This window comes from Pseudocitrobacter sp. RIT415 (genome assembly GCF_003057695.2).
Lineage (GTDB): Bacteria > Pseudomonadota > Gammaproteobacteria > Enterobacterales > Enterobacteriaceae > Pseudocitrobacter > Pseudocitrobacter faecalis.
In genome coordinates, this window is record NZ_QBJC02000007.1 from 186,988 (window position 1) to 213,353 (window position 26,366).

Below are 26,366 nucleotides of genomic sequence, written 5' to 3' on the forward strand. Positions count from 1 at the left end.
CCACGGGGAGAGGGAGAAAACACGCGCACGGTCGGTTCCCTCTTCCTGAGGGGGAGGGTTAGGATGAGGGTTTACACCTTCGCCAAATAGAGCGTCGGCATTCCCTCTACACTCTCCCACAGGGAGTAGTAGCAACGGCGCACTGTTCCACTGGGAGGCCGAGAAGTAACAATTGTGCACAGTCGGTTCCCTCTCCCTGAGGGAGAGGGTTAGGGTGAGGGTGAGGGTTTACACCTTCGCCAAATAGAGCGCCGGCATCCCCTCGACATCTGACGTATACAGCACCCACTGATTATCCGGTGAAAACGAAGGATGCGGATGCGTCACCTGGCGGTCACCGTCCAGCACCTTCCAGCTACTGTTATGCTGACACACCGCTTTCTGCTCCCCGCTGTGAATATCAAACACCCAGATAAACGGATCGTTGCTACCGTTATGCGGCGCACCGTCACCCACGACGAGCGAGCCGTCATGATTACTCATCAGGTGAGAGCAGGGCGGTATCGCCATCAGCAGCGTATTCTCAAGCGTTGCCGGATCGGCGCGATATAAATAGCGTTGCGGTGAATTATCCTGATGCGCCACGTAATAAAGCGCGGAGCCATCCGGTACCCAGAACTCATGAGTAAAGCTTTCGCCGGGCTGATGCTGGCGAACCTTGCGCAGGTAAGTGCCGTCGGCATTGATGAGCCACATACGCGCATCAATCGCATCGCGCGGGCCTTCGTGACAGAACGCCACGGTATTATCATCAAACGGGCGGTAAATCGGATGCCCCAGCCAGCGCTTCTCCTGCAAAATGGTGCGCTGCGCACCCGTTTTCAGGTCGATGTTAATCAGGCGGCATTCCGGCCGCGTAAAGTAGAAATCGCGGAATTTTCCCCAGTCGGTCAGCGGCTGCCAGTCGCTTTTTTTGATTTCGATGCCGACAAGCTGCGTACAGTCGCTGTTGGCGACCCACGTACCATAGGCCACCCACGCGTCATCGACGTCATAAATCACCTGCTCTTCCAGCGAATCGAGATCCACGCGCCTTAACTGGCGGTTGTTTTTCACATACCACAGCGCCTGGTCGTCTGCGGAAAGGAAGCCGCCGAAGGTGTTATCGCCTTCGCCGTCCGTGAGTTGCGTAGCGTGCTGCGCTTCGCGGTTTAGCAGGTAGTAATTCCAGTGTCCTTCAAACGCGCCGCCAAAAATGAGCTTGTCGCCATCGCGGGTAAAACACTTCTGATAGAAGTAGTTACGGTGACAAATAATATGCGGCGGCGTCAGGCGAATGACCTCATGCCCTGTTTCACTGTCCGGCTGTGAACGGAAATTTAGCGGGATGATTTTACCTTTCATCAATCAACTCCTGATAAAAAAATACCCCGCCGCCGAAGCGCCAGGGTATTGAGTGACAAGGTGGGGATTAACGCATGGCGCGACGCAGAATACGTTCCGCCTGGCGCTGGAAGTCTGCGGCAGCCTCTTCCACGGATTTCTGACCGTAATCGATGTATTGCAGGGTGGTGCCGAACTGGGCGACGATCTGCGGGTCATCAAAGTACGGCGACACGCTCAGTTTGGTCGGCAGAGACTGCGCCAGACGCAGGCCGGATACCGCCGGATCGTCCTCTTTGATGATGCCGTCTTCGGTCAGGAATTTCACCGCAGCCTTGCTCAGCGGCACGCCGCGCTCCAGGCCGAGCGTATCGACCGCTTCTTTGTTGTTCAGCAGGAAGTTGATTAACTTCGCCGCCGCTTCGGGGTTTTTCGTCGACTTACCGATCGAGAGCATCTGCGCCGGTTTGAAGAACAGGCCCGCGTCGGTTGCGCCTTCCAGCATCGGATAGTTACCCAGCTCCAGTTTTGCAGGCGGCTTCAGGTTGTCAGAATATTTATTAATGGTGGAGTTCCACATGTAGGTTCCCGCCCATTCGCCCTGGATCCACGGCTTCATTTCGTACATGTTGCTCTTACCGAAAGAGGCGTAGTACTTGGTATCCGGCATCACGTGGCTGTCGATGAGTTTTTTGTACATCTGGAAAAACTCATTCCACTGATCTTTGCTCCAGGCCAGTTTTTTGGTCTTCTCGTCAATGGCGGCGGTGTTGTACTTCTGCACCATATACGAGTTCAGCAGCGCCAGGGTATCCTGATGCTCAAGCACCACCGGATAGTACTGCTTACCCAGTTTGCTCTCGAAGGTTTTGCCCGCTTCCATCAGCGCGTCCCAGGTTTTCGGGTACTCCACGCCGGCTTTTTTCCAGGTTTCATCGTTGAAATAGAACACACGCGCAGTTACCGAAATCGGAATGCCGTTCAGCTTGCCGTTCACCGTGGTGGTTTGCAGCTCTTTGGCATCGAACTGGCTCAGGTCGATGACATCTTTCATTTTATTCAGGTCGTAGAAGCCATCACCTGTTTTGGAGAAAATCGGCAACCAGTTCCAGTTGGTTTGCATCACATCCGGCTCGGTACCGCCCGCAATCTGGGTGGTCAGGCGGGAGAGGTGACCATCCCAGCCGGTGTATTCCGCTTTAACGTTGATATCAGGGTTCTGTTTATGGAACTCTTCCAGCGCCTTCAGAGTAACCTGGTGACGGCCATTGCCGCCCCACCAGGACATACGTAAATCCACATCTTTTGCCATTGAGGGTAAAGCAGTCAGCCCCAAAATGGTGGAGATTGCTGCGCTTAAAAGCACTTTTTTCATTTTAATACTCCATTAAAGAGAGAGGTTCTGTTCTGTTTTTGCGTCAAAGATATGACACTTATTCATGTCAAACGTAAAGTACACTTTGCGATTAAGACCCTTATCAATCATGGGTTTAGCTTCGTCTGAAGGAATGCGCGCCGTCAGTTCGTAGTGGGCTACTTTCAGGTAGACGAAGAACTCATGGCCCATGTTTTCAACGCGTACCATCTCGCCGGTGCAACCGCCTTCGGCAAAAGGCTCATCTGATACGGAAACGAATTCCGGGCGAATACCGTAGAACACGTCTTCATTTTTATGGCCTGCCAGTTTCTGCTCTAACACGTTGCTCAGCGGCAGGAATTCGTCGCCGATGGTCAGATAGAGATGCCCCTCTTTATCCACCAGTTTGCTGGCGCGAATGTTCATTTCCGGCGCGCCGATGAAGCCCGCGACGAACATGTTTTTCGGCTTGTGGTAGAGGTTATCCGGCGTGTCGACCTGCATGATGTGGCCCAGTTTCATGACGCAGATACGGTCGCCCATGGTCATCGCTTCGGTCTGATCGTGGGTGACATACACGGTGGTTGCCGGTTTGCCCGATTTCTTCAACTGCTTATGCAGGTCAGAAATACGGATGCGCATCGACGCGCGCAGTTTGGCGTCAAGGTTGGAGAGCGGTTCATCGAACAGGAATACGTCGGGTTTTTTCACAATCGCTCGGCCTACGGCCACACGCTGCGCCTGGCCGCCGGAGAGCTGGCGCGGCAGCCTGTCCAGCAGTTCATCCAGCTCAAGAATTTTCGCTGCTTCGTCAACCTGCTTGTCGATTTGATCTTTCGGCATTTTGCTCAGCTTCAGGCCGAACGCCAGGTTCTCGCGCACGGTCATGTGCGGATAGAGCGCATAGTTCTGGAACACCATCGCAATGCCGCGCTCTTTCGGCGCGAGGTTGTTCACCACTTTCTCACCAATGCGCACTTCGCCACCGCTGATGGTTTCCAGCCCGGCCAGCATGCGCAGGGTGGTGGATTTGGCACAGCCCGATGGGCCAACGATCACCATAAATTCGCCTTCAGCAATTTTAAGGTCGATACCATGTACCGCTTTGAAGCCGTTGGAGTACACTTTTTCCAGTTTGTTGAAAATCACTTCAGCCATGATATATCCCTCTTAACCTTTAATTCCGCTGCTGGTCACGCCCTGTACGAAGTAGCGTTGAGCCAGGAAGAACACAATGATGGACGGCAGAATGGAGATGCTCGCCATTGCCAGAATTTCGTTCCACGGCGCACCTTCGGTGACGTCAATGGACATTTTCAGTGCCAGTGCAATCGGGTACTTATCGACGCTGTAGACGTAGATCAGCGGGCCGATAAAGTCGTTCATGGACCACATGAACTGAAACAGTGCGACAGAGATAATGGCCGGTTTCAGAATCGGCACCACCACGTACCACAACACCTGAATCGAGTTACAGCCGTCAATTTGCGCCGCTTCTTCCATGTCACGCGGCACGCCGCGCAGGAACTGAATCAGCATGAAGACGAAGAACCCCTGCGTGGCGAAGGCCAGCGGCAGATACAGCGGCATGTAGCTGTTCAGCATGCCCATTTCACGGAACATCAGGTACTGAGGAATCAGCAGTACGGTGCTCGGCAGCAGCATGGTGGTGATGAGCGTGGCGAACCAGAATTTCTTCCACGGAATGTCGAAGCGGGCAAAGCCGTAGGCGACGATGGTGGAAGAGATAATGGTCAGAATCACCTTCGGAATCACATACTTGAAGGTATTCAGCATATAATGGCCGAAGTTGTATTCGGTACCGGTTTTCCAGCCGTTGATAAACCCTTCCCAGGTGGCATGAGCAGGCCACAGGCCGAGCGTGGTGAAGATCTCGTGGTTCGGCTTGAACGACGCCGAGAACATCCACGCCAGCGGGTAAAGCATCAGCAGGCCAACGAACAGCAGGATGGTATAGCGAACCCATGCGTTGATTTTTTCGCGTCTCAGGGTGCGGGCAACCTCACGTTCAGCAATGCTTCTTGCTTCGTCGATTTGTTGAATATCAGCCATTTTTGCCTCCCTTATCGGCGGAGTAGAACACCCAGTATTTTGAAGACTTAAAGGCGATGGCGGCGAAGACCGCGACGACCAGGAACAGAACCCACGCCAGCGCTGCGCCATACCCCATATCGAAGTATTTAAACGCCGTGTCGTAGATATAGAGCGAGAACAGATAAGTGGAGTAAGTTGGGCCGCCGCCGGTAATCACGTACGGGCCGGTAAACTCCTGGAACGCCTGAGTGGTTTGCATGATGAAGTTGAAGAAGATAACCGGCGTAATCAGCGGCACCGTCACTTTCATAAACATCTGCCATTTGGAGGCGCCATCGATCATCGCGGCTTCGTACTGCGATTGTGGAACGTTTTGCAGTGCAGCCAGGAAGATAACCATCGCGGAACCGAACTGCCAGACGCGCAGCAGAGTGACAGACATCAGCGCCAGAGACGGCTCGCCCAGCCAGTTAATGGCGTCGAAACCGAACACGCCGAGGAAGCTGTTCAGCAGGCCGTCGATGGCAAACAGTGCGCGCCACAATACGGCGATGGCCACGGAGCTACCGAGAATTGACGGAATATAATAGGCGGTACGGAAGAACCCAATCCCGCGTAATTTAAAGTTAAGAACAAACGCAATGCCCAGGGCAAATGCGAGTTTCAGCGGAATGGTTAAAAATACATACGCGAACGTTACGCCCATTGATTTCCAGAAGAGCGTATCTTCGGTAAACATATAGCGATAGTTCTCAATGCCGTTAAATACCGGCGGACTCATCAAGTCGTACTCAGTAAAACTGAGAAAGAAAGATGACACAAACGGGAAGGCCGTAAAGATTATCAACCCAATGATATAGGGCGAAATCCAGGCCAAACCCAGCATTCTGTTTTCATTCATAGATACCTACCTGGCAAACAAGTTTGTAAAACGGATTGAGGTTCGGTCATCGCTCCACACGAGGGGCACGGGGCGCGGAATTCACGGTGTTAGCTTGGTGTCGGTCATACGATCCTTCCCTGTAAATAAATGTTGTATAAGGCTTTTTAACTTTTCATTCCATTGGTGGTGTTTTGCTGTTTCAACTCTGATGTTTTGTAATGCGTGATTAGTAAAACACCGTTTTAATTTTATTTTATTGCTATTTGTTTCCGCGTCATGCGTTTAATGATGGAAATGTGATCGAAGTCGAAACGATGTTTCAATTAAGTGAGATGGGTAGTGTTTCTGCGTGGGTGGTATGGAAGTAGATAAGTGAAATTATCCCCTAACCCCCTGAAATTAGTGATTCCATTAATGGTTATCAGGCTAATGCTTGACTATATGAAGTAAAAAAAAAGGCCCCCATGAAATGAGGGCCCTGGGCGGGGTGAGGATATTAGTCTTTGAGAAAATCCTGGCGCATCGGAGTAAAGGTATCGAGCAGCGTACCGGCCTGCAGACAAACACATCCGTGCATGATTTCCGGTTTTTTATAGAGCGTATCCCCCGCACGCACGACGTGTTTTTCGTCGCCGATGGTGAATTCAAATTCCCCGGAAAGCACGTAGGTCAACTGCTCATGCGGATGGTTATGCAGCGGGCCTATGGCTCCCTGCTCAAAGTTCACCTCTACCGCCATCATTTTGCCATCATGGGCGAGGATACGACGGGTGACGCCGTTACCCAGATCTTCAAGGGTGGTCTCTTTATGAAAAATAAACATCAGGCCGTCCTGTAGTAAGTTGAAACAATGTTTCATTTAACTTATCGCAGAATGCGTGAAAAAGAAATCGGCTGCTGGAGAAGTGGAAAGTTGATCACAAGTTTGGTTCACTGGACGGTACGTGAAAAACCGAGGGATGAAAATGAAAACGATTGGGCTGTTAGGTGGCATGAGCTGGGAATCAACCATTCCCTACTATCGACTCATTAATGAAGGTGTGAAGCAGCGTCTGGGCGGGCTACATTCGGCACAAATTCTGCTGCATAGCGTTGATTTTCACGAGATAGAAGCCTGTCAGTCGAATGGTGACTGGCCGCGTGCGGGTGAGATTCTGGCGCAGGCGGCGAAAGGGCTGGAGCAGGCTGGCGCGGAAGGTATCGTGCTGTGTACCAATACCATGCACAAAGTCGCAGAACAAATTGAGAACACCGTTACTGTGCCATTCCTGCACATTGCCGATGCGACCGGACGTGCGATTCAAAAAGCGGGGCTGAACAACGTTGCGCTGCTCGGTACGCGCTACACAATGGAACAGGATTTCTATCGCGGCCGTCTGCAACAGGAATTTGCCATCAGTACGCCGATCCCGGACAGCGACGACCGCGCGCGTATCAACCAGATAATCTTTGATGAGTTGTGCCTTGGCACCTTCAGCGAGGCGTCACGTGACTATTACCTCGAGGTGATTTCCGCACTGAAAGCGCAGGGTGCGCAGGGCGTGATTTTCGGTTGTACCGAAATTGGCCTACTGGTGCCTGCGGAGCTCAGCCCGCTGCCGGTATTCGACACAGCGGCGATCCACGCAGCGGACGCGGTGGATTTTATGCTCTCCTGAGCCTTAATGCCCGGTGGCGCTTCGCTTACCGGGCCTACAATATTGCCGCCATCTTGAAGCTCTCACGGCGCGAGAACGTTATTCAACGTATCGGTAATCGTGCCCAGGTTTGCCTGTATGTGTTGCGTAAATGCCTCAACCAGCGCCGAACCGGGCCGGTGGAGCGGGCGAATCAGGCTCACGGTAAAAGGCACATCTTTACTGAAACGGCGGATCACTACACCGCTGTTAACGTAATCCAGGGCGGTGAACGGGTTAACCACTGAAATTCCCGCGCCTGCCCGCACCAGCGCGCAAATCGACGCCGCGCTATGGGTTTCTACCACCATTCTCCGTTTCACCTGATGCTCGTTGAATAACGTATCCAGCAGTTGGCGATAGCTGTCGGTGCGCGACAGGCTGATATAGTTCTCGCCCTGAAAATCTTCCGGCGTCAGTACGCTTTTTGCGGTCAGTGGGTGATCCTGCGGCAGAACACAGACTTCGTTGAGCGTAAGCAGCGGCGTGCGCTCAGTCCCTGCGGGCGTGTGCAGTGTTTCCGTTAGCCCCAAATCGTGGCGCTGGGCAGAGAGCCACTCTTCAAGAAGCGGCGACTCCTGCGGCACGATTTGCAGGCTGACATCCGGGTAGCGCGCCAGAAAAGGTTGAATCAGCAACGGTAAAAAGGATTGTGAAAAGACGGGTAAGCATACAATCGACAGTTCGCCCTGACGAAACTCGCGCAGGCTTTCCGCCGCGCTGACGATGCGATCGAGCCCATACCAGGAGCGTTGCACCTCTTCAAACAGTCTTAGCCCCTGCACGGTAGGATGTAGGCGGCCACGGCTGCGTTCAAACAGCTTCAAACCGAGCACTTTTTCAAAGCGCGCCAGTTCGCGGCTGACCGTGGGCTGCGATGTGTGCAGCAGGTGCGCGGCTTCCGTCAGGTTACCGGCGGTCATTACCGCATGGAAGATTTCAATATGACGCAGGTTGACGGCGGGCATGAGAGACTCCTGGTTTGTGCGTTTTTTCCCCTCACCCCGACCCTCTCCCTGAGGGAGAAGGAGGAAAACCGTATCGGTCTGTTCCCTCTCCCTGAAGGAGAGGGGGGAAACCCGTGTCGGTCTGTCCCCTCTCCCTGAGGGAGAGGGAGGAAACCCGTGTCGGTCTGTTCCCTCTCCCTCAGGGAGAGGGTTAGGGTGAGGGTTGTATATCATTTTTGCATAGACTCACCATAAAACGATATTTTTTATTCCCTTCAGCCTGTGGCGTAATCGGTAAAAAGCAATATTTGACACCGGAGCCATCTATGCCACGCCCCCTTAACAGTACCGACACCGATCTGACTGCAGAAAACCTGCTGCGCCTGCCCGCTGAATTTGGCTGCCCGGTCTGGGTGTATGACGCGCAAATTATTCGCCAGCAGATTGCCAAACTGAGCCAGTTTGACGTCGTGCGTTTTGCCCAGAAAGCATGTTCGAACATCCATATTCTGCGTCTGATGCGCGAGCAGGGCGTCAAGGTGGATTCGGTGTCATTGGGTGAGATTGAGCGCGCGCTGGTGGCGGGCTATCAGCCGGGCGCGGATTCTGATGATATCGTTTTTACCGCCGACACTATCGACGACGCGACGCTTTCGCGCGTTCAGGAATTGCAAATCCCGGTTAACGCCGGATCTGTCGATATGCTGGCGCAGCTGGGTGAGGTGTCCCCAGGCCATCGCGTGTGGCTGCGCGTGAATCCCGGCTTTGGTCACGGTCACAGCCAGAAAACCAACACTGGCGGCGAAAACAGCAAACACGGTATCTGGTACAGCGATCTTCCGGCTGCGCTGGACGTGATTCAGCGTTATCAACTGAAGCTGGTTGGGATTCACATGCACATCGGTTCCGGCGTAGATTATGCGCATCTGGAGCAGGTTTGCGGCGCAATGGTACGTCAGGTCGTTGAATTTGGCCAGGATCTGGAAGCGATCTCTGCCGGTGGCGGATTATCGATTCCGTATCGTGAAGGTGAAGAAGCGATCAACACCGATCACTACTATGGTCTGTGGAACGGTGCGCGTGAGCAGATTGCTAAACATCTGGGTCACCCGGTAAAACTGGAACTCGAACCGGGGCGCTTCCTGGTGGCGGAGTCTGGCGTGCTGGTGGCACAGGTGCGGAGCGTGAAAGAAATGGGAAGCCGCCACTTTGTGCTGATCGACGCCGGGTTTAATGACCTGATGCGTCCGGCAATGTATGGGAGCTATCACCATATTTCCGCGCTCGCCGCCGACGGGCGCGACCTGTCGCAGGCGCCACTGGTTGAAACGGTGGTTGCCGGCCCGCTGTGTGAATCAGGCGATGTCTTTACGCAGCAGGAAGGCGGAAAAGTGGAAACGCGTGCCCTGCCTGCGGTGAAGCCGGGCGATTATCTGGTGCTGCACGATACTGGCGCGTATGGCGCGTCGATGTCATCGAACTACAACAGCCGCCCGCTGCTGCCGGAAGTGCTGTTTGATCATGGTGCAGCGCGTTTGATTCGCCGCCGCCAGACGATTCAGGAACTGCTGTCGCTGGAACTGGCGTAATAGGGCCCCGTCGTCACCGTATCACGCAGCACCAGCGTGCCGGTAAACGGGGGGATCGTTTCAATCGGCTCGCCGTTGGCGAGCTTAATGGCCTGATCGATAGCGGTCACAATCATGTTATCGATCGGCAGATACACCGTCGACAGGCCAGGCTCCAGCCATTTCGCGCTTGGTGCGTCATCGAAGCCAAACAGCGAAATATCCTGCGGAATACGCAGCCCCGCCTGATGCAGCGCTTTTGACGCGCCCAGCGCCATATCATCGTTACAGGCGAATAGCGCGCTGAACGGCACTTTTTCGCTAATCAGTTCATTGCACTTCTCAAATCCGCAGGTCATGCCTGCATCGCCATATTTGATCTTCGCCGGATCCCACGCAATGCCATGTTTTTCGAGCGCATTTTTATACCCTTCCAAACGCGCTTTCCCCGTTGGCGTGTGAATAGGAACCGTGAGGCAGGCGATATCGCGATGGCCCTGGGAAATCAGATATTCTACCGCCTGAAACGCAGCATCCTGCTGTTCGAAGAAGACGCAGCGCTCTCGCGCCTGGCTGACGTCGCGGTTGATCACCACCAACGGCATAGGGATGGAATCGATGAGCGACATGATGGTTTCTTCGCTCATAAAACGGGTATAGAGCACAATCGCATCGCACTGGCGATCGGCCAGCATCTGTACTGCCTGCTTCTCTCGCTCCGGCTCGTCGTGCCCATCGGCGACAATCAACTGCTTGCCCCAGACTTCCGTCTGGCGCGACGCCTGCTGTAGCAAGCGGCCAAAATAGAAACCGTCAAAGGTTGAGACAATCAGCCCAATGCTATTGCTGGTGCGGTTTGCCAGTGAGCGCGCCAGAAAATTTGGCCGGTAGCCCAACTCTTCCATTGCTTTGAACACCTGCTGACGGGTGCTCTCTTTTACCTGACCTGTGCCGTTCAAAACGCGGGAAACCGTTGCTTTCGAAACGCCTGCGCGAATTGAGACATCCAGCATTGTTGTCATTGTCTGTTCCTGATGCCACGTGATTTCCGCAGTTTATCACAGACATTCAGGGGGATATGCGTTGAGAACGCGGCAAATAACTATCGGGATCACGGTTTTGAAGGGAAGTGCTGGAACCGCGGCATCTGGGATCACAGGTAGAGCCTTCTTACTCTTTGCGCGCCTCTTCCCTCATCAGGCGTTGGCAGTCTCCAACATCCCGAACGTAGTAATACCTGAAGCCTTCTGGTTCGCATGTTTTGTAGGGGGAAAATACTCCCAGCCAGATGGTGACGAGCAGACAAAGGAATTGAGTAAGAATGATTAGCATGATTAAGATTAACGTAATGAAGTTCATGGTGAAGTCTATTTTTTTTGGGATCTTTCCTTTGTTGAAGAAAGCAAATACTACAGTTACCATGGCAAAGAAAAAAATTGGAATGCCTAGAGGAAGAACTATCTCATAGCTGTTGAAGTAAATAACTTCTCCATAGTGAAAGAGAGAGGTAAACTGATACATGGCCATATCTTCTGTTGTCGATTTTATGAACCATATCGCAAATACAATTACAAAAACTCCAGAAAATGGGGTTTTTATTTTATCCCAGAATATTAAAATGATATTTTTTATTTTATTATTTATTTCTTGTGGCACTCTTCAGTTCCTGATTTGCAATTGAGTATGTTGAGTTATTATGTTGAAACATCTGTAGTTATGTTTCTTGAAAACCCATATATTACAGAATCTGAGCTTGTCAGAAGCTGAAGGAACAGGTGTTTGAGATATATTGGCCCCAGATGATGGACTTGTAGGGGAAGCAATTTTCCTACATTCCCTGGTTCAAGAATCTTGTCAGGAAAGTTTTGCACTCTGCTTATTGAATGGGAGAGCGCGTAAACCAATATCTGATCTCTATGGCTAACTTGCGCTTTATTACCTACTGATTGTAATGAAGAACATCTGCTGAAATAAGCCCCTGGGTTTCCCCCTTGAGGGTGAGATAAACAATGTTAGCCATGACGCTGAAGCCTCCTTCACGAAATAATCTATTTATTATTTCCAGAAAGCGTTAAGCGAAATGAGAGGCGATACATAAACAGGGGATTTTAGGAAAAGTGCTCGGGATGGTGGGGAAATAACAATAAAATAAGACGGGGGCGTGCGGCGCTCCCCGTCTGAAACACTATGCTTTATCACTTTCCGCAGGCACCGATACCGAATGACGGCGCACAAGCGTTGGGCTAAAGAGGTGCGTTACCTCAGGAACCGGACGTTTTTCCGCCAGCGCCAGCGCCAGTTCTGCCGCCTGCGTCGCCATGGTGACAATAGGGTAACGAATGGTGGTCAGGCGAGGGCGCACGTAGCGTGAGACCAGAACATCATCGAAGCCAATCAGAGAGATCTCCTGCGGTACATCGATGCCGTTATCATTGAGCACGCCCATTGCCCCTGCGGCCATCGAATCGTTATAGCAGGCCACGGCGGTGAACTGTTTTCCGCGCCCCAGCAACTCAGTCATTGCCTGTTCGCCACCGCTTTCATCGGGTTCAGCGAAGGTCACCAGCCGATCATTACACGGCAGCCCGTTCTCTTTTAGCGCGTCGTAATAGCCCTGCAAGCGGTCTTCCGCATCGGAAATCGCGTGGTTCGAGCAGATGTAGCCAATCTTTGTATGTCCCTGTTGAATCAAATGACGTGTTGCGAGCCACGCGCCATAGCGGTCATCCAGCGCCACGCAGCGTTTTTCAAAACCGGGCAAAATGCGGTTAATCAGCACCATGCCGGGCATCTGCTTCATCAACCCGGTCAGTTCCGCATCGGGGATCATCTTGGCGTGCACCACCAGCGCCGCACAGCGGTGACGAATCAATTGCTCAATGGCCTGGCGTTCTTTTAATTCGTTGTGATAGCCGTTGCCGATCAGCAAAAAGTTACCGGTGTGGTATGCCACCTGCTCAACGGCTTTGACCATGGCACCAAAGAAGGGGTCGGACACATCGCCTACCACCAGCCCCACGGTTTCCGTTGACTGCTGCGCCAGCGCACGGGCGTTGGCGTTCGGGTGGTAATTGAGCGTTTCCATAGCCGACGATACCGACTGACGAGAAGCATCGCTGGCTTTCGGGGAATTGTTGATTACGCGGGAGACGGTGGCGACAGAGACGCCAGCCAGTCGAGCCACATCTTTGATAGTCGCCATACACTGCCTTTTTGATGGGTAAACGGTTACACCACTGTAGTGTTACGGAAATTTATCACAGGTTCAAGGCCGGGAGAGGGTTGATAGAAATATCTTTGATATTGACCCAATGGCACAAAAAGGCGGTAAGTGATTCTAAAAAAACGAATCCAAACTTTTGCTTACACTTTGCGAAGGGCTGTTGCGGTTCTGTGCTGGAGAAAGCAGCAACGGGATTGCTACTCTGATTATCCCAGAGGTATTGATAGGTGAAGTCATCCATAAGGTTGACTGACTTGAATTACACCAACCTGCGCAGATGCGCAGGTTTTTTTTTGTCAAGAAACTGGGGTTTGCTGCTTTTCCGCTGTTTTCTCATGTACCCTGCTTACAGAGAAAACTTTGGCAAAAGGAGTTGGTATGGTTATTGGTTTTTTTCGGCAGCTTTTTAAAGTTCTGTTTCGGGTCAGGGTGACCGGCGACACAGCGGCTTTATCGCAATCTAAGGTGCTGATTACCCCGAACCATGTCTCATTCATTGACGGCATCCTGTTGGCGCTGTTCCTGCCAGTGCGCCCGGTTTTTGCTGTTTACTCTTCTATTTCGCAAAAATGGTTTATGCGCTGGCTTGCGCCGCTAATCGATTTTGTGCCGCTAGACCCGACTAAACCCATGTCCATCAAACACCTGGTGCGCCTGATTGAACAGGGCCGTCCGGTGGTGATTTTTCCTGAAGGGCGTATTTCGGTTTCTGGTTCGCTGATGAAAATCTATGACGGTGCGGCCTTTGTGGCGGCGAAGTCAGGCGCGACGATTATCCCGGTACGAATTGAAGGGGCCGAGCTGACCTACTTCAGCCGTCTGAAAGGGCTGGTGAAACAGCGCCTCTTCCCGCAAATTCGGCTGCATCTGTTGCCGCCGACCCGTATCGATATGCCGGATGCGCCGCGCGCGCGCGATCGCCGTAAAATGGCGGGCGAAATGCTGCATCAAATTATGATGGAAGCGCGAATGGCGGTGCGCCCGCGTGAAACCCTCTTTGAATCGTTGATTAGCGCCCAGTATCGTTACGGCGCGAAAAAGCCGTGCGTGGAAGACATTAACTTCCAGCCAGACAGCTACCACAAACTGATGACCAAAACGCTGTTTGTGGCGCGTATCCTCGACAAATATACTCAGAAAGGTGAACGCATCGGCCTGATGCTGCCGAACGCGGGGATCAGCGCGGCGGTCATTTTTGGAGCGATTGCGCGCGGACGTATTCCGGCGATGATGAACTACACAGCCGGCGTGAAGGGGCTTTCCAGCGCCATTACCGCGGCGGAACTGAAGACGATTTTTACCTCGCGCACCTTCCTTGATAAAGGCAAGCTTTGGCACCTGACGGAACAACTGACTCAGGTTCGTTGGGTATTCCTTGAAGATTTAAAAGGCGATGTCACGACCCAGGACAAACTGTGGATTTTCTCGCGCCTGCTGATGCCACGTCTGGCGCAGGTTGAACAAAAACCGGAAGATCCGGCGATTATCCTCTTTACCTCCGGTTCTGAAGGCAACCCCAAAGGGGTGGTACACAGCCATAAAAGCATTCTGGCGAACGTCGAGCAGATTAAAACCATCGCCGACTTTACCGCGAACGATCGCTTTATGTCCGCGCTACCGCTGTTCCACTCCTTCGGTCTGACGGTAGGGCTGTTTACGCCGTTGCTGACCGGCGCGCAGGTGTTCCTCTATCCGAGCCCGCTGCATTATCGCATCGTGCCGGAGCTGGTTTATGACCGTAACTGTACCGTACTGTTTGGCACCTCCACCTTCCTTGGTCACTATGCGCGATTCGCGAATCCGTATGATTTTTATCGTCTGCGCTACGTGGTGGCGGGGGCGGAAAAACTCCAGCAAAGCACCAAAGAACTGTGGCAGGACAAATTTGGCCTGCGCATTCTGGAAGGCTATGGCGTGACGGAGTGTGCGCCAGTGGTGTCTATCAACGTACCGATGGCGGCGAAGCCAGGGACTGTTGGGCGAATTCTTCCGGGTATGGACGCGCGTTTGCTGGCAATCCCTGGCATTGAGAAAGGCGGACGTTTGCAGTTAAAAGGCCCGAATATCATGACTGGCTACCTGCGCGTTGAGAATCCTGGCGTGCTGGAAAAACCGAGCGCCGAGAACCAACACGGCGAGCGGGAAGAGGGCTGGTACGACACGGGCGATATCGTCACTTTTGACGAACAGGGTTTTGTACAAATTCAGGGCCGCGCCAAGCGCTTCGCAAAAATTGCCGGGGAAATGGTGTCGCTGGAAATGGTTGAGCAGGTGGCGCTGGCGGTATCGCCTGAGAAAATGCACGCGACCGCCGTGAAAACGGATGCCAGCAAAGGGGAGGCGCTGGTGCTGTTTACCACCGATAATGAGCTGACCCGTGACAAACTGTTGCAGTATGCGCGGGGACATGGCGTACCGGAGCTGGCAGTGCCGCGTGATATTCGCTGGCTAAAACAACTGCCGCTTCTGGGCAGCGGCAAGCCGGACTTCGTGACGCTCAAAGGCATGGTTGAAGAGGCAGAACAGCACAATGAGTGAGTCAGTACACACTAACACCTCTATCTGGTCGAAGGGCATGATGGCGGTCATTGCCGCCCAGTTTCTCTCCGCATTCGGTGATAACGCGCTGCTGTTTGCCACGCTGGCGTTGATGAAACAGCAGTTTTACCCCGACTGGAGTCAACCCGTTTTACAGATGGTGTTTGTGGGTGCTTACATCCTTTTTGCGCCGTTCGTTGGACAGATAGCAGACAGCTTTGCCAAAGGGCGCGTCATGATGATGACTAACGGCCTGAAGCTGATTGGTGCGGCGAGCATTTGCGTCGGTGTAAACCCGTTCATTGGCTATCTGCTGGTGGGCATTGGGGCGGCGGGTTACTCACCGGCCAAGTATGGCATTCTGGGCGAGCTGACAACCGGCGATAAGCTGGTGAAAGCCAACGGGTTGATGGAAGCATCGACCATTGCCGCCATACTGCTGGGCTCGGTGGCGGGTGGCGTACTCGCCGACTGGCACGTGATTGCGGCGCTGGTGGCCTGTGCTATCGCTTACGGCGGCGCGGTGGTGGCGAACCTGTTTATTCCGAAGCTGGCGGCGGCGCGCCCGGGGCAGTCCTGGCGTTTTCGCCCGATGACCAACAGTTTCTTCAGCGCCTGCAAAACCCTGTGGCACAACGGCGAAGCGCGTTTCTCGCTGTTGGGTACCAGTCTGTTCTGGGGCGCAGGCGTAACGCTGCGTTTCCTGCTGGTGCTGTGGGTGCCGGTGGCGCTTGGCATTGCCGATAACGCTACGCCAACCTATCTCAATGCGATGGTTGCGGTGGGCATTGTGGTTGGCGCAGGCGCGGCGGCCAAACTGGTAACGTTGAAAACGGTCGCCCGTTGCATGCCCGCAGGGGTGTTGATTGGTGTGGTCGTGGCGATTTTCGCGCTACAACATGCGATTCTGCCAGCCTATGCGCTGTTGTTTGTTATCGGGATTTGTGGCGGTTTCTTTGTCGTGCCGCTTAACGCACTGCTCCAGGATATTGGTAAACACTCGGTGGGTGCAGGCAACGCTATCGCCGTGCAGAACCTTGGCGAAAACAGCGCCATGTTGATAATGCTGGGGATTTACTCGCTGGCGGTAATGGTGGGGATCCCGGTTATTGGCGTAGGTATCGGCTTTGGCGTGCTGTTTGCGCTGGCGATTATCGGCCTGTGGCTGTGGGGGCATCGGCGTTAAGCGTGCGTTATAAGCGAGAGGATTTCCTCCTCTCGCCTTTTTCCTTACGGTGCCGGGTAGGTATAAACCTGATGCACCGCTTCAATCTCTGCCAGCACCTCTTCGCTCAGTTCAAGGTGATAGCTCTCGACGTTAGTTTTCAGCTGTTCAAGCGTGGTTGCGCCCAGCAGGGTGCTGGCGACAAACGGTTGACGACGCACAAAGGCCAGCGCCATTTGCGCCGGGTCGAGCCCGTGACGTTTGGCGATATCAACATACGCGGCTACCGCTTTCTGCGCCTGCTCACCGCTGTAGCGGGTGAAGCGGCTGAACAGCGTATTGCGCGCGCCAGCAGGTTTCGCACCGTTAAGGTATTTGCCGGTTAACGTGCCGAATGCCAGGCAGGAGTAGGCCAGCAGTTCAACGCCTTCAAACTGACTCACCTCGGCCAGACCCACTTCATAGCTGCGGTTAAGCAGGCTGTACGGGTTCTGGATGGTGACGATGCGCGGCAGGTCGTGTTTATCCGCCAGATGCAGATAGCGCATCACGCCGAAGGCCGTTTCGTTCGAGACGCCAATGTAGCGAATTTTCCCGGCGCGCTGGAATTCGGTCAGCGCTTCCAGCGTATCGAGTAATGAAACTACCGGTGCGGAATCGGCCCAGGTGTAGCCCAGTTTGCCAAAGCAGTTGGTTGGGCGCTGCGGCCAGTGTACCTGGTATAAATCGAGGTAATCCGTTTGCAGGCGGGTCAGGCTGTCATGCAGGGCTTCGCGAATGTTTTTGCGGTCAAGCGCCTGGTTTGGGCGGATGCCGCTGTCGTTATTGCGCGAAGGGCCACTGACTTTTGAGGCCAGGATGAGTTTTTCGCGGTTACCGCGTTTGGCAATCCAGTTACCGACGTAGGTCTCGGTCAAACCCTGAGTCTCCGGGCGCGGTGGCACCGGATACATTTCGGCGACGTCAATCAAGTTGATACCCTGACTGACGGCGTAATCGAGCTGTGCGTGGGCGTCGGCTTCACTATTTTGTTCACCAAACGTCATAGTGCCCAGCCCAAGAGTGCTTATCTCCAGCGAGCTGTGGGGAATACGGTGGTAGTGCATAGCCAGCTTCCTTTTTCTTAACAACGTCAGGAATGTCCCGACAAAGGAATATAAAAATGGCAGAGGGAGAGAGAAAGTGGAAGCAAAAAGATCAAAAAAGGCCAGCAGGCGGCTGACCTCATTTTCTTAACGTTTAATGATTTGCGAAACGTCGTCGCGATTGATCTGCATTCTGTTACCCTGCTGATCTTCGTAGCTGATAAGCCCCGTGTCGTCATCGACTTCCGGTTTTCCGTCCGTCAGGATCATCCTGCCATCCTTGGTTGCCATCACATAATCACTGCTGCAACCCGACACAGCAAAAGCCAAACCCACTGCGGAAATCAACACCGCCCATTTTTTCATCCTTAATCCCCTTTTATGGCCGCACGTTTATCATTGTAGTAATAACTCAATATTTTGAGAGCATAAAGCAGTAAAGTCTTAAAAAAATAAGATTCAGCCCTCAAAAGAGGGCTGAAGAGGGGAGATTAGAGCGGATTTTTTTTGTTGCGGATGAGGTTCAGGCTCTCGACGCCAATGGAGAAGAACATCGCGAAGTAGATGTAACCTTTCGGTACGTGAATATCGAAACTTTCCAGGATCAGGGTGAAGCCCACCAGAATCAGGAACGACAGCGCCAGCATTTTGACCGACGGGTGGCGGTCAACAAACTCGCCGATCGGGCGAGCGGCGAACATCATCACACCGACGGCAATCACCACGGCGGCCATCATAATGAACAGGTGATCGGACAGACCTACCGCCGTAATGACCGAATCGAGGCTGAAAATAATATCCAGCAGCATAATCTGCACGATGGCGCCCATAAAGGAGTGAACGTTGGTTTTCAGCCCCTCTTCGTCGCCTTCGATCGATTCATGGATCTCTTTACTGGCTTTCCAGATGAGGAATAGCCCGCCGACGAGTAAGATGAGATCGCGCAGCGAGATTTCCTGTCCCAGCACTGAGAACAGCGGGTTAGTCAGCTTAACCACCCAGGCGATGGAGGCCAGCAGCCCCAGACGCATAATCATCGCGCCCAGTAGCCCTAAGCGACGGGCGTGGGCACGTTGTGCGGTGGGAAGTTTCGCGACAACCAAAGAGAGGAAAATAATATTGTCGATCCCAAGGACGATCTCCAGAAGCGTCAGGGTGCCAAGCGCCAGCCAGGCGTTGGGATCGGTTATCCATGCAAATAACATCTATAAAGTCCTGCCAAAACGAAAGCGTCAATTATAAGCTTGAGCGGCGGCGGGGTAAAAATATTAATACGTTTGTAGCATGAAGTGACGGGCCAGCAGGGCGGAGGTGAAATTTTTCTTCAGGTAAAAACCGCGTGGCAGCGTCAGGATAGGTTCGCCGTGCGCGCCAATGGCTTCCGTTAGCGCTTTGCTGTTGGCGGCTTTAGGGCGCAGTTGCAGCACTTCGCCGTGGCGAGCGGTAATTTTCTCGACCTGACCCAGCACGATGAGGTCCATCAGTTCCTCCCAGTCCATCTGCAACTGCCTCTCTTCTTCAGCGCTCGGCGTCCACAGCAGCGGCGATCCTACCCGGCGTTCGGCCAGTGGAATCGCGCGCTCGCCTTCAACCGGGATCCACAAAACGCATTTCAGTTTATGGCGTACGTGGCTGCTCTCCCATGTCACCCCGGTGTTGCCGGTGAGCGGTGCAACGCAGACAAATGTGGTTTCCAGCGGACGGCCCAGGCTATCAATCGGAATCGTTTTAAGTTCGACGCCCAGCGCGGCGAAATCCTGCTCGGGTTTACTGCCCGCGCTGGCCCCCAGCCATAGCTCCAGAAGAATGCCAATCCAGCCTTTATCACGTTTCAAATCTTTCGGAATGGGAAGCCCCGCGATGGCCGCCAGCTCCCCTAAGGAATACCCGGCGAGACGTTGCGCTTGTGTTAACAACTCAGCCTGAGTTTGTGGGGAAGAGGTCAAAGGAATCAGGGCAGACATGGGATGAACCTTTTGGTCAAAAAATGAACGAGAGTTTTGCACGCTGTGGATAGAGTTTAACTTTTTCTGAGTAAATATACCAATGTAATGATTAATATGGATTTTTTCTGGTTTTTGGCTCATGAAAAAGTTGTAAAAAAAAGGTTTTCCAATTCTGGTCACTGGCAATGAACAGGATCTTACACCATGTTATCCACAGAAAATTGGGATAACTGGGGAAAAGCGCCACTACTGTTTCAATTTACAGCCTTGACGTGCGACGAAAATCGAATTTTCGCACAAAAGATGCCTAAGATATTGGCACAAGCTGTGGATAAAATCGTCGTTGTTCGATCTTTCATCAATCAAAGGATCGGTGATGTGATGATCATCACGTTACGCTGTAATGACTGATAAATGATGATAATAACTTTATGAAAAATAGCGTTTTCCTGAGATGCTCTCATCTCTGATGATTAGGACTACTCCGGGTTTTCCCGGGTTAATTCCATACTTCTTCACAACTCTATCCACAGAAAAAGTGAATAAAATCGCCTTTACGCTCACGCTTCTGTTTATAACTCGGCTCATTACTGTGAGTTATTCAAATGTTATTCGTTATGAGCGGGACGAGAGAGTGGTTTACCGTTTCCGGGGAGTATGAAACAATCATTCACATTGAAGCTTATTTTGAGGTAGTCCGGTGATTGATGACGATGGCTACCGCCCAAACGTTGGTATTGTAATTTGCAACCGTCAGGGCCAGGTCATGTGGGCTCGGCGCTATGGTCAGCACTCCTGGCAATTCCCGCAAGGCGGGATAAACCCAGGTGAAACCGCAGAGCAAGCGATGTATCGGGAACTGTTTGAAGAAGTAGGATTAAGCCGCAAGGATGTGCGGATCCTCGCTTCTACCCGAAACTGGTTGCGTTACAAGTTGCCGAAACGTTTGGTGCGTTGGGACACAAAGCCGGTTTGTATCGGCCAGAAGCAGAAGTGGTTTCTCTTGCAGTTGATTGGCAATGACGCAGATATCAATATGCAAACCAGCAGCACGCCGGAGTTCGATGGCTGGCGCTGGGTGAGTTACTGGTATCCGGTGCGTCAGGTCGTCTCGTTTAAGCGTGATGTATACCGCCGGGTGATGAAAGAGTTCGCCAGTGTTGTGATGGCGCTTGCGGAAAGCAACTCCAGGCCGCAAAGCGCACCAGCTTATCGACGTAAAAGAGGTTAAGTCACGCACATTATGCTCACTCGCTTACGCGAAATAGTCGAGAAGGTTGCCAGTGCGCCGCGTTTAAACGAGGCGCTGGATATTCTGGTTACAGATATCTGTCTGGCGATGGAAACCGAGGTATGCTCGGTTTACCTGGCCGACCACGACCGACGCAGCTATTACCTGATGGCGACGCGCGGCTTAAAAAAACCGCGCGGTCGTACGGTCACGCTCGCCTTTGATGAAGGTATTGTCGGCCTGGTTGGCCGACTGGCCGAACCCATCAACCTGGCCGACGCGCAAAAACACCCCAGTTTTAAATACATTCCTTCCGTCAAAGAAGAGCGTTTCCGCGCCTTCCTTGGCGTGCCGATCATTCAGCGGCGGCAACTGCTTGGCGTGCTGGTGGTTCAGCAGCGCGAGCTGCGTCAGTACGATGAAAGCGAAGAGTCTTTCCTGGTCACCCTCGCCACGCAAATGGCGGCGATACTTTCCCAGTCGCAGCTCACTGCGCTGTTTGGTCAGTATCGCCAGACGCGTATTCGCGCGCTTCCGGCCTCGTCCGGGGTGGCGATAGCCGAAGGCTGGATGGATGCCACGCTGCCGTTGATGGAGCAGATCTACGAGGCCTCGACGCTCGACACCGCGCAAGAGCGTGAACGGCTGACCGGCGCGCTGGAAGAGGCGGCCAATGAATTCCGTCGCTACAGCAAGCGTTATGCCGCCGGGGCGCAAAAAGAAACGGCGGCGATTTTCGACCTCTATTCACACCTGCTTTCCGACGCCAGCCTGCGCCGGGCGCTGTTTGCCGAAGTGGATAAAGGCTCGGTCGCTGAGTGGGCGGTCAAAAAAGTTATCGAGAAATTTGCCGAACAGTTTGCGGCGCTGAGTGACGGCTATCTGAAAGAGCGCGCGGGCGATCTGCGTACGCTGGGCCAGCGTCTGTTGTTCCACCTCGACGATACCATTCAGGGCGCAAATGCCTGGCCGGAACGTTTCGTGCTGGTGGCTGATGAACTCTCGGCCACCACGCTTGCGGAAGTGCCGCAGGACAGACTTGTCGGCGTAGTCGTTCGCGATGGCGCAGCAAACTCGCATGCGGCGATTATGGTGCGTGCACTCGGCATCCCCACCGTTATGGGCGCGGATATTCAACCTTCGGTGCTGCATGGCCGCAACCTGGTGGTGGATGGCTATCGCGGCGAGCTACTGGTGGATCCTGAACCGATCCTGATTCAGGAATATCAACGTCTTATCAGCGAAGAGCATGAACTGAGCCGCATCGCCGAAGATGATGTTGAGCGTCCGGCGCAACTTAAAAGCGGCGAACGGATAAAAGTCATGCTCAACGCGGGCCTCAGCCCGGAGCACGAAGAGAAACAGGGGCGGCGCATTGACGGCATTGGCCTCTATCGCACCGAAATCCCCTTTATGCTGCAAAGCGGCTTCCCATCGGAAGAGGAGCAGGTCGCGCAGTATCAGGGCATGTTGCAGATGTTTAACGATAAACCGGTGACCTTGCGTACGCTTGATGTCGGTGCGGATAAACAACTGCCGTACATGCCCATCAGCGAAGAGAACCCGTGCCTGGGCTGGCGTGGGATCCGCATTACGCTCGATCAGCCGGAGATCTTCCTGATCCAGGTGCGCGCCATGCTGCGCGCCAACGCCGCGACCGGTAACCTCAGCATTTTGCTGCCCATGGTTACCAGCCTTGAAGAGGTTGATGAAGCGCGTCGTCTGATTGACCGTGCAGGGCGTGAAGTGGAAGAGATGATCGGCTACGCGATCCCGAAACCGCGTGTCGGCATCATGCTGGAAGTGCCCTCGATGGTCTTTATGCTGCCGCATCTGGCAAATCGCATCGATTTTATCTCCGTTGGCACCAACGATCTTACCCAGTACATTCTGGCGGTCGATCGTAACAACACGCGAGTGGCGAACATCTACGATAGCCTGCATCCGGCTATGCTGCGCGTGCTGTCGAAGGTGGCGCAGGAAGCGGAGCGCTACGATATCGATCTTCGTCTGTGCGGTGAAATGGCGGGCGACCCGATGTGCGTGACGATATTGGTTGGACTGGGTTTCCGGCATTTGTCGATGAATGGACGATCAGTGGCGCGCGTGAAGTATTTGCTCCGCAACGTTGAGCTTGAGGAGGCGCAAACGCTGGCGCAGCGTAGTCTGGAAGCGCAGCTCACCACAGAAGTGCGCCATCAGGTGGCGGCGTTTATGGAGCGTCGTGGTCTGGGGGGGTTAATTCGCGGCGGACGGTAAACGGGCTGGCGGGAGTCACGTTTTCTCCCGCCTGACGTGAATCGGATTAGTTGAAAATCGCGACAGGTTGGCTGTCGAATGGAATATCCGGCGTAAATTCCAGGAAATTCATCACGGCTGGCGTGATGGCGCTGGCATCGCTACTGCGATTATTCATCGTGGGTAAATCCTGCCATTTTCCTTTCTTAATATAATTGACGATCAGGAAAGTATTAAAGTTTTCTGGTAAGTTGCCATTGGAATAAGAGGTACCATTCGCATTTCCACCGTGATCGGTCATGACGAAAAGTAACCACTCTTCATTTTTAAAATCTTTGCGGCCTTTGAGCGCGGTCAGCACTCTTTTTAATTGATTATCTGAATATTGTATAGCCGCTTTATAAGCTGGTGTATTGAAACCATAACCATGGTTATTACCGACATTTTCAACACCACTCATTTGAATAAAGATAAAATCAGAAGATGTGGTGGGTAAATCAGCGACGACTTTATCGATAATGGCAGCATCATTTCCATCTGTGGTGGTTGCGCGATGGGTAAAGTAGCGGCCAAATGTTTGGTCTAACACCGGCCAGGCGATGTAGCCAGAGCTTTCAATGCCAATTTTATCCATGTACATCATGACAGGCGGGTATTTTTTGGGATTGTAGTTTTTAAATGTGCTGTCTACGGCATGGGGGTTCTCTATATCGTTGTTCACAATGCCATGGTGTTTTGGCTCAACGCCGGTTAACAGGCTCGCCCAGTTCGGCGCGGAAAAGGTATTATGCGTGTTTTTCACATCGGCAACGGAAGTCATATTCCAGTTAATCGACCCGCTTTTCACAAGGCTCGAAAACTGGGGAAAACTGCCATTTTGTATTCCCTGATCGATAGCTGCTGGTAATGTACCATTCAGCCCAATAATCATTACTTTTTTAGTCCCCGACATCGCTGAAAAACTCAATGCACAAAGTGCTACCGCAAGAATGCTTTTTTTCATAGCTAAGACCTTCAAATAAAAACAGAGATAACGCATGATAAAGGAGGAAGAATTATTTTTTTGTGATATTAATGCGGTTTTATTTTTTTGGAACAGGGTATTTTTCTGTTTTCCTATTTGTGAATATTATTAATCAGGTTGGATTAAATATTAATAATATATATTCCTTCACCCCGGCCATGAAAATGCGAGTGTCTGCACTGGTTTGGATTCTCTTACACATCTTTTACATCTTCCTCGCCCCCTCTACTGCACGCCTTGTGCTATCATTCTGCCCTTTGGCGCGCCCGTTTCACGTAGGCGCACATCCATACCGCTGACCACTTTCGGCGGAATAACAAGAACTTGTGGTGACAGATGAATAGTGGGTATCTGCGTTTCCCGGAATTTGACCCGGTAATTTTTTCTATTGGACCGGTCTCGCTGCACTGGTATGGCGTGATGTATCTGGTTGGCTTCGTCTTCGCGATGTGGCTGGCAGGCCGTCGCGCGAATCGTCCTGGCAGCGGTTGGACGAAAAACGAAGTTGAAAATCTGCTGTATGCGGGCTTCCTGGGGGTATTCCTCGGCGGGCGCATTGGTTATGTATTGTTCTATAACTTTGATCTTTTCCTGAATGATCCGCTGTATCTGTTCCGCGTTTGGGATGGCGGCATGTCCTTCCACGGAGGGCTGATTGGTGTGATTATCGTGATGATTGTCTTTGCGAAACGCACCAAACGCACCTTCTTCCAGGTTTCCGACTTTATTGCTCCGCTGATCCCGTTTGGCCTGGGCGCCGGACGTCTGGGTAACTTTATCAACGGCGAACTCTGGGGCCGCGTTGATCCTGGCTTCAAATACACCATGCTCTTCCCGAACTCGCGTGCGGAAGATCTGGCGCTGCTGCCATCGCATCCGGAGTGGCAATCGCTGTTTGATACTTACGGCTCGCTGCCGCGCCATATGTCTCAGCTGTATGAAATGGCGCTGGAAGGCGTAGTGCTGTTCCTGATCCTCAACTGGTTTATTCGCAAACCGCGCCCGGCGGGTTCGGTCTCTGGTTTGTTCCTGATAGGCTACGGCCTGTTCCGCATCATCGTCGAATTCTTCCGCCAGCCGGATCAGCAATTCACCGGTGCGTGGGTGCAGTACATCAGCATGGGGCAGATCCTTTCCATTCCGATGGTGCTTGCGGGTATCATTATGATGGTTTGGGCATTCCGCCGTCCGCAGCAACACGTCTCCTGAGGAATCATGAAACAGTATCTTGAATTGATGCAGAAGGTGCTTGATGAAGGCACCCAGAAAAATGACCGTACCGGCACGGGCACGACCTCTATTTTTGGCCACCAGATGCGCTTTAATCTGCAGGATGGCTTCCCGCTGGTGACGACGAAACGTTGTCATTTACGCTCCATCATCCACGAACTGTTGTGGTTCCTGCAGGGCGACACCAACGTGGCGTATCTGCGTGAAAATAACGTGACCATCTGGGACGAATGGGCCGATGAAAACGGTGATTTAGGCCCGGTTTACGGTAAGCAGTGGCGCGCCTGGCCGACGCCGGATGGCCGCCATATCGACCAGATCACCACGGTAATGAATCAGCTGAAAAACGACCCGGATTCCCGCCGCATTATTGTGTCGGCGTGGAATGTGGGCGAGCTGGATAAGATGGCGCTGGCCCCGTGCCACGCATTTTTCCAGTTCTACGTGGCGGATGGCAAGCTCTCCTGCCAGCTCTATCAGCGCTCCTGCGATGTGTTCCTCGGCCTGCCGTTTAACATCGCCAGTTATGCACTGCTGGTGCATATGATGGCGCAGCAGTGCGATCTGGAAGTGGGCGATTTTGTCTGGACGGGCGGCGACACGCATCTGTACAGCAACCATATGGAGCAGACTGCGCTGCAGCTGACTCGCGAACCACGCGCGTTGCCGAAGCTGGTCATTAAACGTAAGCCGGAATCAATCTTTGATTACCGATTCGAAGATTTCGAGATTGAAGGCTACGACCCGCATCCGGGGATTAAAGCGCCCGTCGCGATTTAATCCCAGTAGATGAAAAACCGGCACCTTCAGCGTGTAATGCCAGTCAGTTAAGCGACTGACTGGCTCTTTTTATGCGCTTTTGGATACTTCCAGGGCC

At 53.0% G+C, this 26,366-nt stretch carries 24 protein-coding genes and 1 pseudogene; 8 read left to right on the forward strand and 17 right to left on the reverse strand.

Going from position 1 to position 26,366, the window contains the following annotated elements; all coding sequences use genetic code 11:
- Nucleotides 1–228: 228 nt before the first annotated feature.
- The 6 genes from DBY68_RS09990 to DBY68_RS10015 all read right to left on the reverse strand — a co-directional run bounded on the left by DBY68_RS09990 (nt 229) and on the right by DBY68_RS10015 (nt 6,441).
- Nucleotides 229–1,344, reverse strand: a complete 1,116-nt coding sequence (locus DBY68_RS09990) for an oligogalacturonate lyase family protein (RefSeq protein WP_108475937.1) — start codon at nt 1,342–1,344, stop codon at nt 229–231.
- A gap of 67 nt (nt 1,345–1,411) precedes the next feature.
- Complete coding sequence (locus DBY68_RS09995) at nt 1,412–2,698, reverse strand: ABC transporter substrate-binding protein (protein WP_108475938.1); 1,287 nt, start codon at nt 2,696–2,698, stop codon at nt 1,412–1,414.
- 12 nt (nt 2,699–2,710) lie between these two features.
- On the reverse strand, nt 2,711–3,838 hold the full coding sequence (locus DBY68_RS10000) for an ABC transporter ATP-binding protein (protein WP_108475939.1): 1,128 nt from the start codon (nt 3,836–3,838) through the stop codon (nt 2,711–2,713).
- Nucleotides 3,839–3,850: 12 nt separating this feature from the next.
- Entirely contained in the window at nt 3,851–4,753 is a 903-nt protein-coding gene (locus DBY68_RS10005; protein ID WP_108475940.1) for a carbohydrate ABC transporter permease, read from the reverse strand.
- Complete coding sequence (locus tag DBY68_RS10010; RefSeq protein WP_108475941.1) at nt 4,746–5,636, reverse strand: sugar ABC transporter permease; 891 nt, start codon at nt 5,634–5,636, stop codon at nt 4,746–4,748. Before DBY68_RS10010 ends, DBY68_RS10005 begins: the two co-directional genes overlap by 8 nt.
- 478 nt (nt 5,637–6,114) lie before the next feature.
- A complete protein-coding gene (locus tag DBY68_RS10015; RefSeq protein WP_108475942.1) occupies nt 6,115–6,441 on the reverse strand; it encodes a cupin domain-containing protein in 327 nt (108 codons plus the stop codon).
- Between the two features lie 142 nt (nt 6,442–6,583).
- Here DBY68_RS10015 and DBY68_RS10020 point away from each other — a divergent pair, with 142 nt between their 5' ends.
- Complete coding sequence (locus DBY68_RS10020) at nt 6,584–7,276, forward strand: aspartate/glutamate racemase (RefSeq protein WP_108475943.1); 693 nt, start codon at nt 6,584–6,586, stop codon at nt 7,274–7,276.
- Between the two features lie 62 nt (nt 7,277–7,338).
- On the opposite strand, the gene DBY68_RS10025 is transcribed toward DBY68_RS10020, so the two are convergent.
- Nucleotides 7,339–8,262: a LysR family transcriptional regulator gene (locus tag DBY68_RS10025; RefSeq protein ID WP_108475944.1), complete on the reverse strand. Its 924-nt coding sequence runs from the start codon at nt 8,260–8,262 to the stop codon at nt 7,339–7,341.
- 305 nt (nt 8,263–8,567) lie between these two features.
- Between DBY68_RS10025 and lysA the strand changes: the two genes are divergently transcribed.
- Nucleotides 8,568–9,830: a diaminopimelate decarboxylase gene (gene lysA, locus DBY68_RS10030; protein ID WP_108475945.1), complete on the forward strand. Its 1,263-nt coding sequence runs from the start codon at nt 8,568–8,570 to the stop codon at nt 9,828–9,830.
- Here the strand turns inward: lysA and DBY68_RS10035 are convergent.
- The 4 genes and pseudogenes from DBY68_RS10035 to galR form a co-directional block, all read right to left on the reverse strand.
- Nucleotides 9,800–10,831 (reverse strand): LacI family DNA-binding transcriptional regulator, encoded by a 1,032-nt coding sequence (locus DBY68_RS10035; protein ID WP_108475946.1) that lies wholly within the window; start codon nt 10,829–10,831, stop codon nt 9,800–9,802. The two genes, lysA and DBY68_RS10035, sit on opposite strands and share 31 nt — an antisense overlap.
- Nucleotides 10,832–10,979: 148 nt before the next feature.
- Entirely contained in the window at nt 10,980–11,465 is a 486-nt protein-coding gene (locus tag DBY68_RS10040) for a hypothetical protein (protein ID WP_158529113.1), read from the reverse strand.
- Nucleotides 11,466–11,671: 206 nt separating this feature from the next.
- A pseudogene (gene tssD, locus DBY68_RS23075) lies at nt 11,672–11,829 on the reverse strand (type VI secretion system tube protein TssD); the annotation flags it as partial.
- A 165-nt stretch (nt 11,830–11,994) separates the two neighbouring features.
- Nucleotides 11,995–13,011, reverse strand: a complete 1,017-nt coding sequence (galR, locus tag DBY68_RS10050; RefSeq protein ID WP_108475947.1) for an HTH-type transcriptional regulator GalR — start codon at nt 13,009–13,011, stop codon at nt 11,995–11,997.
- 399 nt (nt 13,012–13,410) lie between these two features.
- Between galR and aas the strand changes: the two genes are divergently transcribed.
- Nucleotides 13,411–15,570, forward strand: a complete 2,160-nt coding sequence (gene aas / locus DBY68_RS10055; RefSeq protein ID WP_108475948.1) for a bifunctional acyl-ACP--phospholipid O-acyltransferase/long-chain-fatty-acid--ACP ligase — start codon at nt 13,411–13,413, stop codon at nt 15,568–15,570.
- Entirely contained in the window at nt 15,563–16,756 is a 1,194-nt protein-coding gene (gene lplT, locus DBY68_RS10060) for a lysophospholipid transporter LplT (RefSeq protein WP_108475949.1), read from the forward strand. The genes aas and lplT overlap by 8 nt, the downstream gene beginning before the upstream one ends.
- A gap of 44 nt (nt 16,757–16,800) precedes the next feature.
- Here lplT and DBY68_RS10065 read toward each other — a convergent pair whose 3' ends face one another.
- The 5 genes from DBY68_RS10065 to DBY68_RS22995 form a co-directional block, all read right to left on the reverse strand.
- On the reverse strand, nt 16,801–17,841 hold the full coding sequence (locus DBY68_RS10065; protein ID WP_108475950.1) for an NADP(H)-dependent aldo-keto reductase: 1,041 nt from the start codon (nt 17,839–17,841) through the stop codon (nt 16,801–16,803).
- 126 nt (nt 17,842–17,967) lie between these two features.
- Entirely contained in the window at nt 17,968–18,186 is a 219-nt protein-coding gene (locus DBY68_RS10070; protein WP_015963194.1) for a YgdI/YgdR family lipoprotein, read from the reverse strand.
- Nucleotides 18,187–18,311: 125 nt separating this feature from the next.
- Nucleotides 18,312–19,025, reverse strand: a complete 714-nt coding sequence (locus tag DBY68_RS10075; protein ID WP_108475951.1) for a TerC family protein — start codon at nt 19,023–19,025, stop codon at nt 18,312–18,314.
- 63 nt (nt 19,026–19,088) lie between these two features.
- On the reverse strand, nt 19,089–19,784 hold the full coding sequence (gene mutH / locus DBY68_RS10080; protein ID WP_108475952.1) for a DNA mismatch repair endonuclease MutH: 696 nt from the start codon (nt 19,782–19,784) through the stop codon (nt 19,089–19,091).
- Nucleotides 19,785–19,875: 91 nt separating this feature from the next.
- The gene (locus DBY68_RS22995; protein WP_167405876.1) at nt 19,876–20,013 is read right to left on the reverse strand and encodes a hypothetical protein; all 138 of its coding nucleotides are present in this window, start codon (nt 20,011–20,013) and stop codon (nt 19,876–19,878) included.
- 453 nt (nt 20,014–20,466) lie between these two features.
- Here DBY68_RS22995 and rppH point away from each other — a divergent pair, with 453 nt between their 5' ends.
- Together rppH and ptsP are read left to right on the forward strand one after the other, a co-directional pair.
- Nucleotides 20,467–20,997, forward strand: a complete 531-nt coding sequence (rppH, locus tag DBY68_RS10095) for an RNA pyrophosphohydrolase (protein ID WP_015963199.1) — start codon at nt 20,467–20,469, stop codon at nt 20,995–20,997.
- 12 nt (nt 20,998–21,009) lie between these two features.
- Nucleotides 21,010–23,256 carry a phosphoenolpyruvate--protein phosphotransferase gene (gene ptsP, locus DBY68_RS10100; protein ID WP_108475955.1) on the forward strand — a complete coding sequence of 749 codons (2,247 nt, stop codon included), beginning with the start codon at nt 21,010–21,012 and terminating at the stop codon, nt 23,254–23,256.
- 46 nt (nt 23,257–23,302) lie between these two features.
- On the opposite strand, the gene DBY68_RS10105 is transcribed toward ptsP, so the two are convergent.
- Nucleotides 23,303–24,238: an alkaline phosphatase family protein gene (locus tag DBY68_RS10105; RefSeq protein ID WP_158529114.1), complete on the reverse strand. Its 936-nt coding sequence runs from the start codon at nt 24,236–24,238 to the stop codon at nt 23,303–23,305.
- A gap of 357 nt (nt 24,239–24,595) precedes the next feature.
- Between DBY68_RS10105 and lgt the strand changes: the two genes are divergently transcribed.
- Nucleotides 24,596–25,468, forward strand: coding sequence for a prolipoprotein diacylglyceryl transferase (gene lgt / locus DBY68_RS10110; RefSeq protein ID WP_015963202.1), 873 nt, complete (start codon nt 24,596–24,598; stop codon nt 25,466–25,468).
- 6 nt (nt 25,469–25,474) lie between these two features.
- Nucleotides 25,475–26,269 carry a thymidylate synthase gene (gene thyA / locus DBY68_RS10115; protein ID WP_108475957.1) on the forward strand — a complete coding sequence of 265 codons (795 nt, stop codon included), beginning with the start codon at nt 25,475–25,477 and terminating at the stop codon, nt 26,267–26,269.
- The last annotated feature ends 97 nt before the right edge of the window (nt 26,270–26,366 follow it).